This is a genomic window from Hymenobacter puniceus (genome assembly GCF_014333525.1).
GTDB lineage: Bacteria > Bacteroidota > Bacteroidia > Cytophagales > Hymenobacteraceae > Hymenobacter.
The window spans coordinates 66,567-81,012 of record NZ_JACSCX010000009.1; the positions used below are offsets into that span (position 1 = coordinate 66,567).

Here is a 14,446-nt window from a genome sequence, read left to right on the forward strand (position 1 = left end):
GAAGTGGGGTAAAGTGAAAAATTCAGGACTGTTTGGTCCAGTAAAAGGCAAAAAAAAAGAGCTACCTGTCCAGACAGGTAAAGAGGAGCTGCTGCGCGTCGTCCAGCTGCTGGCGGCGATAACCCGCCCGGGCCATGACCTGCAAGCCGGGGAAAGCCAACACCAGGAGCCGGGCCAGCTCCCGGGCCGGGCGCGGGCTGGCCACCGAGCCATCCTGCTGGCCACGTTCAATCGCTTGGGTCAATACTTCCTCCATCTGCTGCAAGTCCTCGACCACTCGTTGCCGCACCGCGGGGTCGTGCGGGGCCAGTTCCACCGCTTGGTTGATGCTCATGCAGCCCAGCAAGGGTTCGTTTGAATTGACGTCGGCAAACAGCGAGTGGAAAAAGGTCTCGATGGCCCGGCGGGCGGGCTGCTGCTGCAGCACCCGGTGTGCGTCGCGGGCCCGGGCCTGCCGGTAGGCGTCAAAAGCCGCAAGGAACAAGTCGCGCTTGCCCCCAAAGGTGGCGTAGAGGCTGCTTTTGCTCAGGCCCGTGGCGGCCAGCAAATCGGTCAGGGAAGTCGCCTCGTAGCCCTTGCGCCAGAACGCCCGCATGGCCTGGTGCAGCGCTTCCGTGGTATCAAATTCCTGGGGACGTGACATTAGCTGGTGAGGTGAGCAAAGCGGGCTGGACTGACTTTGGGCCGGCAAGTTACGATTAAGAACCGTTCGGTCCAAAACTTAGTTCCGACAGGCGATTAAGGGAGCAACACGTTGCCGGTTGCGTCTAGCCCGCACAGAAGCCCCCACTCGTTTAACTTTTGTACCAAACTTTTAACCAAGGCCAAACTCAGCGAGGATGAGCTCATAAAGAGTGGGTACCATGCCAGGGGCTCTGGTTTCGCTGGCGTTCGGCCCTGTCGTCGGGACGCGATGAGACAACAGACTCGGCCACAAGCAGGCAGCAAACGTCAACTACATACTTAAAAGCCGTGCTGTTTTGCCGGAAACCAGCTTTCCGGCAAAATACCAACTGGACGGTTTCGCAGGGGCTATCCTGACGCAAACCATTTCTTAGCGAGTAGGCAAACCATTGAGCAGCAAAATGAGTATTTAGGCTACCTTAAATAAATATTTAGGGCAGCCTAAATATTGTACCTTGCCGGCTCACCCTATCCCTCCTGCTATGGAAACTTTACTCATGCCCCCGGCGCCGCTGCCGGTAACGCCGGCCCCGGTCGCCGCCGAGCCCGGCTGGCGCAAGCCGCGCAACGCGCCTTCGCTGCGCGAAGTGTACGCTTCCATCAAGGTGCCGCCGGCCAGCGCCTCGTTCTGGCGCAAGCTGTTTGCCTTCTGGGGGCCCGGTTTGATGGTGGCCGTGGGCTACATGGACCCCGGCAACTGGGCCACCGACCTGGCCGGCGGCTCGCGCTACGGCTACACCCTGCTGTCTGTGATTTTAATTTCCAACCTGTTCGCCATGCTGCTGCAGCACCTGGCGGCCAAGCTGGGCATCGTCACGGGCCGCGACCTGGCCCAGGCTTGCCGCGACCACTACTCCAAGCCCGTAGCCATGGTGCTCTGGGTGCTCTGCGAAATTGCCATCGCCGCCTGCGACCTGGCCGAGGTTATTGGCTCGGCCATTGCCCTGAACCTGCTTTTCGGTCTGCCCCTGAGCTGGGGCGTGGTGCTCACGGTGCTCGACGTGCTGGTGGTGCTCTACTTCCAGAACAAGGGCTTTCGGGTTATTGAGAGCATCGTGGCGGGCCTCATCGTCATCATCTTTGGCTGCTTCGTGTACGAAATCATCGTCTCGAACCCGGACTACATGGCCATGCTCGGCGGGCTGGTGCCCCGCCCCGAAGTGGTGACCAACCCGCAGATGCTTTACATCGCCATCGGCATACTGGGGGCCACCGTGATGCCGCACAACCTGTATCTGCACTCCAGCATCGTGCAAACCCGCCAGATTGAGCAGACCGAGCCCGGCAAGCGCATGGCCATCAAGTTCGCCACCATCGACTCGACGGTGGCCTTGTTTCTGGCCTTCTTCGTGAACGCCGCCATCCTGGTCACGGCCGCCGCGACCTTCCACAAGACGGGCATGTACAACGTGGCCGACATCAACGACGCCCACAAGTTGCTCACGCCGGTGCTCGGGGCAGGCGCGGCCAGCATGCTCTTCGCGGTGGCCCTGCTGGCGGCGGGCCAGAACTCCACGCTCACCGGCACGCTGGCCGGGCAAATTGTGATGGAAGGCTTCCTCAACATCAGGCTCAAGCCCTGGCTGCGGCGCCTGGTTACCCGCAGCATTGCCGTGGTACCGGCCCTGATTGTAACGCTCATTTACGGCGAGAAGGGTACCGGCCAGCTGCTGGTGCTCAGCCAGGTGATTCTGTCTTTGCAGCTCAGTTTTGCCGTGGTGCCGCTGGTGCTCTTCACCAGCAGCCGGGCCAAGATGGGCGTGTTTGCCAACGGCCTGCTGGTCAACGCTACGGCCTGGACCGTGTCGGGCATCATCATCGCCCTGAACGTGTACCTGCTCGTGCAGACTTTTTTCGGCTAGGCTAACGCCTGGCTACTGGTTGGTTTCGCCGGGGCCCTGGTCCCGGGACGCCCTCTCCTTGCCTTTTAGCTCCGGTGTTCTATGCGTGCATTTCGACTTCTCTCCCTGGGCCTGCTGCTGACCGGTGGCCTGTCCGCGCTGGCGCAAGCCCCCACCGGGCTGCCCGCCCCGGACCCCGCCGGCGTGGACACGCTGCGGGCCCGCAAACGGGTTTACACCTTGTTCAAGCCCGTGCCCGGGGCCCTGATGCGGCCGCTGAGCACCGACCGGCCCGACGCCACGGAAAGCGCCTACTCGGTGGACGCGGGCCACTTCCAGCTGGAAACCGACGTGCTGCGCCTGGGCCGCTCCCGCTTAGCGGGGCAGGCGGTTGCGCAACAGGAGCTGGGGTTCAACCACGCCAACCTGAAAATGGGGCTCACCCACAACGTGGACCTGCAGGTAGTGGTCGAGTCCTACACCGTGCAGACGGAGGGCGAGGGCGACACGGGCACCCGGCGGGCGGGCTTCGGCGACGTGACCGTGCGGCTCAAGCGCAACCTGTGGGGCAACGACGGGGGCCCCACGGCCTTTGCCCTGATGCCCTTCGTGAAGCTGCCCACGGGCCGCAGCTGCGGCAACGGCGCCTGGGAGGGCGGCATCGTTACGCCGTTCTCGGTGCAGCTGCCCCACGATTTTACCCTGGGCACGCAGTTTCAGGCCACTTTCAACCGCGACAGCGAAGCCCGGGAGCACTTCCTGGAGCTGGCGCCCACGCTAACGGTGGGCCACGATTTGTACAAGACCCTGGGGGGCTTCGTGGAAATTGCCACCGCCTGGGACACCCGGGGCCGCGCTTGGAGCGCCACGCTCAACGGCGGGCCCGTGCTGCGCCTGGGCGAGAACCTGCAGCTGGACACGGGCATCAACCTGGCCCTGACCAAAGACACGCCCACCACGTACTTTCTCGGATGTAGCTTCCGGCGCTAGCAGTTCATGCCTCTTGCCGGCCCGGCCATGGAAATCTATCACGCCCGCATCACCGACGCCCAGCGCATCCTGACGGCCCTGGACCTGCCCGCGCCGCTGCGCAGCAAGCTGGCCGGGCTGACCCTGCTGGCCCTGGCCGGGGTAGGCCCGGACACGCCGTGGACCGCAGCCAGCGACGAACGCAAGGGCATGGCCCGCGGCATTCGCGACTTCATGCGCACGGCATACGGCTGGCGCGAAGCATCCACCGAGCACTCGTTCCTGCTCATGCGCGAACAGGTGCTGCGGCCGCTGGTGGCCACGGGCCTGGTGTTGCGCAACCCCGACAACCCCACGCTGGCCTGCACCAGTCCCCGGCTGCACTTTGCCCTGACCCCGGCGCTGGTCCCGCTGCTGCGGGCTTTCGGTACTCCGCACTGGGAGAATGCCCTGGTTGTCTTTCAGCAAACGGGGAGTGCGGGCCTGGAGCTTCACCCGAAGGTTAGCCAATCCAACTAATGGGCTGGAGAGGGAACCTTCGCCGGCGATTAGCGGTAAAAGCAGCTCCGGCCCCCGGGAATTGTTACCTTCGCCGCATCATGCGCCTGCTCAGCCTGTTTTTTGCCTGCTACTTCGCGTTGCTCTCCTGCATGACTTGCACGGACGAGGTGACCGTGTGCCAGGACCAGGCCCAATCGACGGTGGCCGCGGCCACGCATTCGGACTGCAGCACGGACGCGCTGGGCGACTGGTGCTCGCCGCTCTGCCAGTGCCACTGCTGCGGCGGGGTAGTGGTAACGCTAACCAGTGGCGCCCTGGCCATGTACCCCCAGGTGACCGAGTGGGGCAGCAGCCCCCAACACGGCCGGCTGATTGTGGGCGTTCCGACCCGGGACTTCGGGGCCGTGTGGCAGCCGCCCCAGGCCTAACCCTTTCCTCTTTTTCCTGCTGACCACCCTCTCCGGGCGGCCAACTCCCGAGCGGAGTTGACCCGTCGGAGCTTGTCAACGCGTGGCGTTGGCTCCCGGGTGCGTTCCATCCCCGCCGTTCCCGCTTTAGCAGCCGGAACCGCCGGGTCGCAGGGTCTTTTTCGAAAGTGTTAGACCTAACCCCCACAGCAACGGATGTTTGACCGGCTGATTCATTTTTCCATTCACAACAAGCTCATTATCGGAATCCTGACCCTGGCCCTGGTGGCCTGGGGCGGCTATTCCCTGAGCCGGCTGCCGATTGACGCGGTACCCGACATCACCACCAACCAGATTGTCGTCTACACGGTGGCTCCCTCGCTAGCGGCCAGTGACATCGAGCGCCTCGTGTCGTTCCCCGTCGAGCAGAGCCTGGCCACCATCCCCAACCGCGAGGAAGTGCGCTCCTTCTCCCGCTTCGGCCTCTCGGTCGTGACCATCGTCTTCGAGGACGGCGTGGACATCTACTGGGCCCGCCAGCAGGTGGCCGAGCGCCTGCGCGAAGCCGAGAGTCAAATACCAGAGAGCATCGGCCGGCCGGAAATGGCCCCGGTCAGCACCGGCCTGGGCGAGGTGTACCAGTACCTGGTGCGCGCCAAGCCCGGCTTCGAGAAGAAGTACGACGCCCGCGAGCTGCGCACCATTCAGGACTGGATCGTGCGGCGCCAGCTGCTAGGCACGCCCGGCGTGGCCGACGTGGCCAGCTTCGGCGGCCAGCTCAAGCAGTTCGAAATCCGGCTCGACCCCACCCGCCTGCGCTCGCTGGGCGTCACCACCGAGCAGGTGTACCAGGCCGTGTCGCGCAACAACCAGAACGCCGGCGGCGCCTACCTCGACCAGAAGCCCACCGCCTATTTCATTCGCACCGAGGGCCTGGCCGAAAACGCCGCTGACCTGGGCAACATCGTTGTGCGCAATACTGAAGGCGGCCTGCCCGTGCTCGTGCGCGACGTGGCCGACGTGCGCCTGGGCTCGGCCGTGCGCTACGGCGCCATGACTCGTAACGGAGAGGGCGAAGTGACCGGCGGCATCGTGCTCATGCTCAAGGGGGCCAACGCCAACGACGTCATCAAGGATGTGAAAACCCGCATGCTGACGGTGGAGAAGTCCCTGCCCGAGGGCGTGGCCATCGACGTGTACCTGGACCGCTCCGAGCTGGTGGGCCGCGCCATTGGCACGGTGAAAACCAACCTGATTGAGGGCGCCCTGATTGTGCTCTTCGTGCTCATCCTGTTTCTGGGCAACTGGCGCGCCGGCCTGGTCGTGGCCTCGGTCATTCCGCTGGCCATGCTCTTTGCCATCGCCATGATGCGCCTGTTCGGCGTGTCGGGCAACCTGCTCTCGCTCGGGGCCATCGACTTCGGCCTGGTAGTGGACGGCGCCGTCATCATCGTCGAAGCCATCGTGCACCGCCTGCACGGCGGGCAGCTGCGGGTGCCGGGCAACCGTCTTAGCACCGACCAGATGAACGAGGAAACCTACCACGCGGCCAGCAAAATCCGCTCCTCGGCGGCGTTTGGCGAAATCATCATCCTCATCGTGTACCTGCCCCTGCTAGCGTTGGTCGGCATCGAGGGCAAGATGTTCCGGCCCATGGCCCAGACCGTGGCCTTTGCCATCATCGGCGCGTTTATCCTGAGCCTGACCTACGTGCCCATGATGTCGGCGCTGGCCCTGAGCCGCTCGACGGAAGTGAAGCCCAACTTTTCCGACCGCATGATGCGCTGGCTCGAAGCCCGCTACCGCCCGCTGCTGGAATGGGCATTGAGGCGTAAAGCCGTAGTGCTCACCTCCGCGGTGGCGCTGTTCGTGGGCTCCATCCTGTTGTTCCGCACCCTGGGCGGGGAGTTCATCCCGCAGCTCTCGGAAGGCGACTTTGCCATTGAGCTGCGCACCCTCACCGGGTCCTCGCTGAGCTACACCGTGGACCGGAGCCTGCAGGCCGGGGCCATCCTGCAGAAGCAGTTTCCCGAAGTCAAGGAGGTCGTGGCCAAAATCGGCGCGGCCGAGATTCCCACCGACCCCATGCCCGTGGAGGCGGCCGACGTGATGGTGATTCTGGAAAAAGACCAGGACAAGTGGACCTCCGCCAAAACCCAGGAGGAGCTGGCCGGCAAGATGGCCGAGGCGTTGAGCGTGATTCCCGGCGTAACCTTCGGTTTCCAGCAGCCCATTCAGATGCGCTTCAACGAGCTTATCAGCGGCGCCAAGCAGGACGTGGTGCTGAAGATTTACGGCGAGGACCTGCAGCAGCTGGCCTCCTACGCCGAGCGGGCCGCCCGCCTGGTACGCCAGGTCGAAGGGGCTGAGGACGTATACGTGGAGCAGGTCACCGGCTTGCCCCAAATCGTGGTCAAGCTCGACCGCAACCGCCTGGCTCGCTTCGGCCTCAACGCCGAAGACGTGAACCGCACGGTGCAAACCGCCTTTGCAGGCCAGACCGCCGGCCAGCTCTTCGAGCAGGAGCGCCGCTTCGACGTGGTGCTGCGCCTGGCCCCCGAACTGCGCCAGAATATCGGCAACGTGCGTCAGCTGCTGGTGGCCACCCCCGGCGGCGAGCAGATTCCGCTGGAGCAGGTAGCCGCGGTGGACTTGTTGGAAGGCCCCAACCAGATTCAGCGGGATGACGCCAAGCGCCGCATCACCGTGGCCTTCAACGTGCGGGGCCGCGACGTGGAAAGCGTGGTGACCGAGCTGCAGGGCAAAGTGGACCAGCAACTGCAGCTCGCGCCAGGGTACTACACCACCTACGGCGGCCAGTTCGAAAACCTGCGCAAGGCCTCCGAGCGGCTCAGCATCGCTGTGCCGGTAGCCTTGCTGCTGATTTTCGTGCTCTTGTTCTTCACGTTCAAATCGTTCAAGCAGTCCATCCTCATTTTCACGGCCATTCCGCTCTCGGCCATCGGCGGGGTGCTGGCGCTCTGGCTGCGGGGCATGCCCTTCAGCATCTCGGCCGGCGTGGGCTTCATTGCGCTGTTCGGCGTGGCCGTGCTCAACGGCATCGTGCTCATCGGCTACTTCAACCAGCTCAAAGAGGAAGGGCGCACCGACGTGTTTGCCCGCATTCTGGAAGGCACCCAGGTGCGCCTGCGGCCGGTGCTGATGACGGCCACCGTGGCCTCGCTGGGCTTTTTGCCCATGGCCTTGTCACAGTCGGCGGGGGCCGAAGTGCAACGGCCACTGGCCACCGTCGTCATCGGCGGGCTGGTCACGGCCACGCTGCTGACCCTGCTGGTCTTACCGGTGCTCTACGCCCTGTCCGAGCGCAACAGCAAAGCCAAGGAAGAAGAGCAGCCGCAGCGCACGCCGGCCGTGCCGGTGTCGCTGGTGTTGCTCGTGCTGGGTGGATTGCTGGCCGCCGCGCCCGCCCGGGCGCAGGGTCCACTGACCTCCACCCAGGCCGTGGGTCAAGCCTTGCAGGCCAACGGCACGGTGCAGGGAGCCCAGCGCGCCCTGGAAGCCCAGCAGGCCTTACGCCGTACGGCCTTCGACGTGGGCCGCACCACCATCCTGGGTACCTATGGCCAGGTGAACTCCCCGCTCTCCGACAACGTGCTGAGCATCGGCCAGTCGCTGGCCCTGCCCGGCTACTACCGGGCCCAGGCTGGTTTGAGCCAGGCCCAGATTGGGGGCCGGGAGCAGCAACTGGCCCAGGTGCAGGCTGAACTGCGCCGGCAGGTGCGCCTGAGCTACGAGCGGGCCGTGCACGCCCGGCACCGCCTGCGCACCCTGCGCGGGCAGGACAGCATCTATACCGAGTTTCTGCGCGCGGCCCAGCTGCGCTTCAAAACCGGAGAGGTGGCCCGCCTGGAGCCCGCCAACGCCCTGATTCAACAAGGCGAGACGCAGAACCTATTGGCCCAGGCCCGGGCCGACTACGCCGTGGCCCAGCGCCAGCTGCAGGCCCTACTGCAAACCAACGGGCCCGTCGCCATTGCCGACAGCGTTCTGCGCTTGCTGCCCGCCCCCGGGGGAACCGTGGATACGGCAACGTTAGCAGCCACCCCGCAGGCGCGGGTGCTGCAGCAGCAGATTGCCGAGCGCCGCGCCGAAACCCGGGTGGAGCAAGCCCAAGGGCTGCCCCAGGTGACGGTGGGCTACACCAACCAGTCGCTGCGGGGCACCTACGAGGTGGACGGGCGCGCGCAGACCTACGGCACCGGCGACCGGTTCCAGAGCGTGCAGGCCGGCGTGGCCATCCCACTGCTGCGCGGCCCTCAGAAAGCCCGCGTGCAGGCCGCCAAGCTGCAGGAGCAAGTCGCCACCACCGCTTATCAGCGCTACCAGGCCGAAGCCGCCGCCCAGCTCGATGAGCTGCGCCTGCGCCTGGCGGAGCAGCAGCGCCGGGTGCAGTTCTACGAGCAGACCGGCCTGCCCCAGGCCGCCGTCATCGTGCGCCTGAGCCAGCGGGCCTACAAGGCCGGCGAGACCACTTACTCCGAGCTGCTGCTCAACCTGGAGCGTGCCCTGAGCGTGCGCACGGCCTACCTCGACGCCCTGCTCCAGCACAACCAAACCGCCATCGACCTGGACTACCTGCTCGGCACTGCCGCCCAGTAAAGTCTCATCCACTCTTTGACTTGACCCGATTTCCATGAATAAGATTGCATCCCTACTCCTGCTGCTCAGCCTAACCCTGGCCGGCTGCGGTGCTGACAAGAAAGAAACCGCGGAGGCCGAACCCGCTGCCAAAGGCCAGGAATCCGGTGAAGCCGGTGAAGCCGAAGAAGCTTCCGATATGGTGACCCTCTCCGCGGCCGAACAGCAGGCCGCGGGCCTGAAAACCGCCCGCCTGACCGATCGGCCCATGGGCGCAGGGCTGGCCGTGACCGGCACCCTGGACGTGCCCCCAGAAAGCACCGTCAACATCACGGCCCCACTGGGCGGCTTCGTGGAGAATACGGAGCTGCTGCAGGGGGCCCGCGTGCGCAAGGGCGAGGTGCTGGCCACCATCCGCAACCCCGAGTTCGTGACCCTGCAGCAAGACTACCTCGAAACCCGCGCCCGCCTCGACTACGCCCGCACCGAGCTGGCCCGCCAAAAAGAACTCTACGAGCAGGAAGTAGCCCCCCAGAAAAACTACCAGCGCGCCCAGGCCGATTATCGGGCCCTGCAGGTGCAAACCAACGCCCAGGCGGCCCGGCTGCGGTTGGCCGGCCTACCCGTGGGTGGGCGCATCGTCACCACGGCCAGCCTCCGTGCCCCGCGGGCGGGCTTCGTGCGCACGGTCAACGTCACGGTGGGGCAGGCCGTGACGGCCACCGATGCCCTGTTTGAAATCGTGGACCCTGAGCACCTGCACGTGGAGCTTACCGTCTTCGAGCGCGACGTGGCCCGGGTGCAGAAGAACCAACTCATTCGCTTTACGCTGGCCAGCGACTCCGCCGGCTCGCGCCGCGAGCGCACGGCCCGCGTCTACCTGGTCGGTAAGGCCATTGGCGAGGACCGCACGGTGCGCGTGCACGGCCATTTGGACCAGGAAAACGACCCCGCCCTGCTGCCCGGCCTCTACGTGCGGGCCCTGATTGAAACCGGCCGCACCCAGGCCCCGACCTTGCCCGACGCGGCCCTGGTCCGCTTCGAGGGCAAGAACTACGCCTTTGCCGTGGAAGCCGCCGGCCGCTACCGCCTGGTGCCGGTAACCCTGGGCCGCAGCGAGGACAACTTCACCGAAGTCACCCTGCCCGAAGGAGTGGCGGCCACGACCACCTTCGTCACGGACGGCGCCTACTCGCTGCTGGCCAAGATGAAAAACGCCGAAGAGGAAGAATAGCCGCGCGGCCGGCAAACGCGTTCAATCCACCTTATCCCAACCGATGAGCTACCTGCAGCCCCTGTTCCTGTTTTTTCTCGCCGGCCTCTGCGAAATCGGGGGCGGCTACCTGATGTGGCAGTGGCTCAAAGCGGACCGTCCGGCCTGGGTAGGATTGCTGGGGGCCGGGCTGCTCGTCGCGTACGGCTGGGTGGCCACGTGGCAATCCACTTCTTTCGGCAAGACCTACGCCGTGTACGGCGGCGTGTTCGTCGTCATGTCAATTGCCTGGGCCTGGTACTTCGACGGCTTCCGGCCCGACCGGTTCGATGTGTTGGGCGGGACGGTTATCATGCTCGGCCTGGCCGTTATCCTGTTCTGGCCCCGTTCGTAACTCGTATGTTGGAACTCCTCACCGGTGCTTTGGTGCTCAGCTTGCTGCACGCCGCCATTCCCAACCACTGGGCGCCCGTGCTGGCCGTGGCGCGCGCCGAGGGCTGGCCCCTGCGGCGGGCGGTGGGGGTGACGATGGTGGCCGGGCTGGCCCACGTGCTCAGCACCGTGGGCATCGGGCTGGCCCTGGGGCTGCTCGGCTGGCGCCTTTCGGCCCGCTTCGAGCAGTTTGCCGGTTGGGTGGCGCCGCTGCTGCTCATCGTTATTGGCGTGCTGTACGCCTTTTCCGGGCCCGGCCACACCCACCCCGACCCGCGGCCGGTGCGCCAGCGCACGCCGCGCCGGCGGGTGGTGCTGGGGCTGGCCGCCACCATGTTCCTGGCCCCCTGCCTGGAAATCCAGACCTTCTTTCTGGCCGCCGGCACCCACGGCCCGGCCGCGCTGGCCCTGCTCATGAGCGTGTACCTGCTGGCCTCCGTGTCGGCCATGTGCGCGCTGGTAGCGCTGGCCCACCGCGGCCTGGGCCGCCTCAACGTGGACGGGCTCGCCCAACACGAGCGGCGCCTGACCGGCGCGGTGCTCGTGCTGGTGGGCGTGGCCGGCTTTTTCGTGGACTGGTAGCCCCGGGCTGCCCGCCGCCTTACTCTTACCCCTGACATTCTTATTCCCATGCCTGACCCAACCTCCCCCAACACCGACGAAGAGCTCAACACCGCCAAGCAGGCGAAGCTCGAAAACGTGGGCGCCCTGAGCCGCGACCAGCTCACGCCCGAAGCCGCCGCCGCGCCCGAAGGCCACGACGTGCCCGGCCACGACCACAGCGACCACGAAGGCCACGACCACCCCGCCGGCAAAAAGGTCGTGGACCTGGCCGGCCAGGCTGCCGACGAGCACGCCGGCCACGACCACGCCAGCGGCGACGACCACGACCACGGCCCGGTGGGTGCCAACCCCTACCTGTGGCCCGGCGTGGCCCTGGCCCTGCTGCTGGGCGGCCTGGCCCTGGACTACTACGACGTAACCTGGTTTACTAAATACGTGCGCCTGGCCTGGTACGGGGTGGCCTTTCTGCTTGTGGGCTGGAAGGTGATGAAAGCCGCCGTGCTCAGCATCCCCTCGGGCAACGTGTTCAACGAGTTTCTGCTCATGAGCATCGCCACGCTCGGGGCCTTTGCCATCGGGGAGTACCCGGAGGGCGTGGCCGTGATGCTGTTTTACACCGTGGGCGAGCTGTTTCAGGACGCGGCCGTGAACCGCGCCAAGCGCAGCATCCGGGCCCTGCTCGAAATCCAGGCCACCGAAGTCACCGTCATCCGCAACGGGCAGCCGCTGGTGCTCGACCCCAAGGAGGTAGTAGTCGGCGACACCATCGAGGTGAAGCCGGGCGAAAAAGTGGCCCTGGACGGCACGCTGACCAAGGGCCCGGCTTCTTTCAACACCGCCGCCCTGACCGGGGAGTCCGTGCCCCAGACCAAGCAGGCCGGCGAGGCCGTGCTGGCCGGCATGGTCAACCTGGAGAGCCTGATTCAGGTGGCCGTGACGGCCGGCTATAAGGACACCAAGCTGGCCCGCATTTTGGCCATGGTGCAGGACGCGGTGGGCCGCAAGGCCAAGACCCAGCAGTTCATTACCAAGTTCGCCAAGGTCTACACGCCCATCGTGGTGGCCCTGGCCGTGCTGCTGGTGCTGGTGCCCTACTTCGTGGTGGACGATTACGTGTTCCGCACCTGGCTCTACCGGGCCCTGGTGTTCCTGGTCATCTCCTGCCCCTGCGCGCTGGTCATCAGCATTCCGCTGGGCTACTTCGGCGGCATCGGCGCCGCGTCCAAAGCGGGCATTCTCTTCAAAGGCTCCAACTTCCTGGACGTGATGCGCGAGCTCGACACGGTAGTCATGGACAAGACCGGCACGCTCACCCAGGGTGTATTTGCCGTGCAGCAGGTGCAGCCCGCGCCGGGCCTGGAGTCCGCGCAGCTGCTGCGGCTGGTGGGCGCGCTGGAAACCAAATCCACCCACCCCATCGCCAAGGCCGTGGTGCTGCACGTGGGCGCGGCGGTGCAGGGCGTTTCGGTGGAGAACGTGGAAGAGATTTCCGGCCACGGCATGCGCGGTAAAGTGGACGGCAAAGACGTGCTGGCCGGCAACACCAAGCTGCTGACCAAATTCAGCGTGCCTTATCCTACTGAAGTTGACCAGATTCTGGACAGCATCGTGGTGGCGGCTGTGGATGGCAAGTACGCCGGCTACGTCACCGTGGCCGACTCACCCAAAGAGGACGCCGCCCGCACGGTTCAGGAGCTGCGCGCCGACGGCATCACCAAAATCGTGATGCTCTCCGGCGACAAGGACAGCATCACCCAGCGCGTGGCCAAGGAGCTGGGCATTGACGAGGCCCACGGCGGGCTGCTGCCCGAAGACAAGGCCCGCTACGTGCAGGAATACAAGGACGCGGGCCGCAAGCTGGCCTTCGTGGGCGATGGGGTGAACGATGCCCCCGTGGTAGCGCTGGCCGACGTGGGCATTGCCATGGGCGGCCTGGGCTCCGACGCCACCATCGAAACGGCCGACGTCGTCATTCAGACCGACCACCCCAGCAAGATTGCCACCGCCCGGCGCATTGCCCGCGCCACCCACTCGGTGGTGTGGCAGAACATCTGGCTGGCCTTTATCGTGAAGGGCATCGTGCTCATCCTCGGCGCCGGCGGCCTGGCCACCATGTGGGAAGCCGTGTTTGCCGACGTAGGCGTGGCCTTGCTGGCCATTCTCAACGCCGTGCGCATCCAGCGCATGGACTACGCCACGCCTGGCACGGGCGGTACGCCACCGGCTGCGCCTGCTGCCCCACTGGCCCAGAAAAACCTGTCGGTCGTTGAGTCCATGCCCCGCGAGCTGCGCGAAGGCCCGCACCATCATTCCGGTCCATCAGCATGAGCGGGGCCCACGGCATGAGCGGCAGTGCCGCTTCGCGCAACAAGCGCCAGCTGACCATCGTGTTTTTCCTAACGCTGGCCTACCTGGTGGCCGAAGTCATCGGCGGCTACCTCACTGGCAGCCTGGCCCTGCTGGCCGACGCCGGCCACATGCTCACCGACGTGGCCGGCGTGGGGCTGGCCCTGCTGGCCATCCGTTTCGCCGAAAAGCCGGCCACCCCGGAGAAAACCTACGGCTACTACCGCTTTGAAATCCTGGCGGCCCTCACCAACGCGGTGGTGCTCATCCTGATTTCGCTCTACATTCTCTACGAGGCCTATTTCCGCTTTCTGGACCCGCCCAAGGTCGAAAGCACCTCCATGCTCTGGATTGCCGGGGCGGGGTTAGTAATCAACCTGTACTGCATGTACCTGCTGCGCCAGGGCAAAGACGAGAGCCTGAACATGAAAGGCGCCTACTTCGAGGTACTCTCGGACATGCTCACCTCCATCGGCGTCATCGCGGCGGGCATCATCATGCTCACCACCGGCTGGTACTACGCCGACCCGCTGCTCTCGGCCCTTATCGGCCTGTTCATTCTGCCGCGCACCTGGACCCTGCTCAAGGAGGCCGTGGGCGTGCTGCTGGAAGGCACCCCGGCCGAGGTGAACCTGGAAGCCCTGCGCCAGGGCCTGCTGGCCGAGCCGGGCGTGGCGGCTGTGCACGACCTGCACGCCTGGTCGCTCACCTCGGGCGTCAACGCCCTCAGCGCCCACGTGGTGCTGGCCGAGGGTGCCACCCACGACGACGTGCTGGCCCGCGCCCACGCCTACGTGACCGGTAAGCACGCCGTGCAGCACGCTACCATTCAGGTGGAACGCGGCGACTTCGCCCAACACGAAACTCACCTGTAGAACACTACCACTGCT

General features: G+C 65.6%; 11 protein-coding genes. 10 read left to right on the forward strand and 1 reads right to left on the reverse strand.

Annotated elements, in window-relative coordinates:
• Positions 1–61 precede the first annotated feature (61 nt).
• Positions 62–643: a TetR/AcrR family transcriptional regulator gene (locus H8B14_RS19240; RefSeq protein ID WP_187317302.1), complete on the reverse strand. Its 582-nt coding sequence runs from the start codon at positions 641–643 to the stop codon at positions 62–64.
• Between the two features lie 538 nt (positions 644–1,181).
• Between H8B14_RS19240 and H8B14_RS19245 the strand changes: the two genes are divergently transcribed.
• The 10 genes from H8B14_RS19245 (at position 1,182) to H8B14_RS19290 (ending at position 14,431) form a co-directional block, all read left to right on the forward strand.
• Entirely contained in the window at positions 1,182–2,546 is a 1,365-nt protein-coding gene (locus H8B14_RS19245; protein WP_222840661.1) for an Nramp family divalent metal transporter, read from the forward strand.
• An 81-nt stretch (positions 2,547–2,627) separates the two neighbouring features.
• Positions 2,628–3,515 (forward strand): transporter, encoded by an 888-nt coding sequence (locus H8B14_RS19250; protein ID WP_187317304.1) that lies wholly within the window; start codon positions 2,628–2,630, stop codon positions 3,513–3,515.
• Positions 3,516–3,542: 27 nt separating this feature from the next.
• On the forward strand, positions 3,543–4,013 hold the full coding sequence (locus tag H8B14_RS19255; RefSeq protein WP_187317305.1) for a hypothetical protein: 471 nt from the start codon (positions 3,543–3,545) through the stop codon (positions 4,011–4,013).
• An 80-nt stretch (positions 4,014–4,093) separates the two neighbouring features.
• Positions 4,094–4,423 (forward strand): DUF6660 family protein, encoded by a 330-nt coding sequence (locus H8B14_RS19260; RefSeq protein WP_187317306.1) that lies wholly within the window; start codon positions 4,094–4,096, stop codon positions 4,421–4,423.
• Between the two features lie 195 nt (positions 4,424–4,618).
• Positions 4,619–9,022, forward strand: a complete 4,404-nt coding sequence (locus H8B14_RS19265; RefSeq protein ID WP_187317307.1) for a CusA/CzcA family heavy metal efflux RND transporter — start codon at positions 4,619–4,621, stop codon at positions 9,020–9,022.
• 34 nt (positions 9,023–9,056) lie between these two features.
• The gene (locus H8B14_RS19270) at positions 9,057–10,235 is read left to right on the forward strand and encodes an efflux RND transporter periplasmic adaptor subunit (protein ID WP_187317308.1); all 1,179 of its coding nucleotides are present in this window, start codon (positions 9,057–9,059) and stop codon (positions 10,233–10,235) included.
• Between the two features lie 43 nt (positions 10,236–10,278).
• On the forward strand, positions 10,279–10,608 hold the full coding sequence (locus H8B14_RS19275; RefSeq protein WP_187317309.1) for a YnfA family protein: 330 nt from the start codon (positions 10,279–10,281) through the stop codon (positions 10,606–10,608).
• 5 nt (positions 10,609–10,613) lie between these two features.
• Positions 10,614–11,228 (forward strand): hypothetical protein, encoded by a 615-nt coding sequence (locus H8B14_RS19280; RefSeq protein WP_187317310.1) that lies wholly within the window; start codon positions 10,614–10,616, stop codon positions 11,226–11,228.
• A gap of 48 nt (positions 11,229–11,276) precedes the next feature.
• Complete coding sequence (locus tag H8B14_RS19285) at positions 11,277–13,538, forward strand: heavy metal translocating P-type ATPase (RefSeq protein ID WP_187317311.1); 2,262 nt, start codon at positions 11,277–11,279, stop codon at positions 13,536–13,538.
• Entirely contained in the window at positions 13,535–14,431 is an 897-nt protein-coding gene (locus tag H8B14_RS19290) for a cation diffusion facilitator family transporter (protein WP_187317312.1), read from the forward strand. Before H8B14_RS19285 ends, H8B14_RS19290 begins: the two co-directional genes overlap by 4 nt.
• Positions 14,432–14,446 lie beyond the last annotated feature (15 nt).

Coding starts and splice junctions, on each gene's coding strand:
- H8B14_RS19240 (WP_187317302.1), bottom strand. CDS start 643: ATGTCACGTCCCCAGGAATTTGATACCACGGAAGCGCTGCACCAGGCC.
- H8B14_RS19245 (WP_222840661.1), top strand. CDS start 1,182: ATGCCCCCGGCGCCGCTGCCGGTAACGCCGGCCCCGGTCGCCGCCGAG.
- H8B14_RS19250 (WP_187317304.1), top strand. CDS start 2,628: ATGCGTGCATTTCGACTTCTCTCCCTGGGCCTGCTGCTGACCGGTGGC.
- H8B14_RS19255 (WP_187317305.1), top strand. CDS start 3,543: ATGGAAATCTATCACGCCCGCATCACCGACGCCCAGCGCATCCTGACG.
- H8B14_RS19260 (WP_187317306.1), top strand. CDS start 4,094: ATGCGCCTGCTCAGCCTGTTTTTTGCCTGCTACTTCGCGTTGCTCTCC.
- H8B14_RS19265 (WP_187317307.1), top strand. CDS start 4,619: ATGTTTGACCGGCTGATTCATTTTTCCATTCACAACAAGCTCATTATC.
- H8B14_RS19270 (WP_187317308.1), top strand. CDS start 9,057: ATGAATAAGATTGCATCCCTACTCCTGCTGCTCAGCCTAACCCTGGCC.
- H8B14_RS19275 (WP_187317309.1), top strand. CDS start 10,279: ATGAGCTACCTGCAGCCCCTGTTCCTGTTTTTTCTCGCCGGCCTCTGC.
- H8B14_RS19280 (WP_187317310.1), top strand. CDS start 10,614: ATGTTGGAACTCCTCACCGGTGCTTTGGTGCTCAGCTTGCTGCACGCC.
- H8B14_RS19285 (WP_187317311.1), top strand. CDS start 11,277: ATGCCTGACCCAACCTCCCCCAACACCGACGAAGAGCTCAACACCGCC.
- H8B14_RS19290 (WP_187317312.1), top strand. CDS start 13,535: ATGAGCGGGGCCCACGGCATGAGCGGCAGTGCCGCTTCGCGCAACAAG.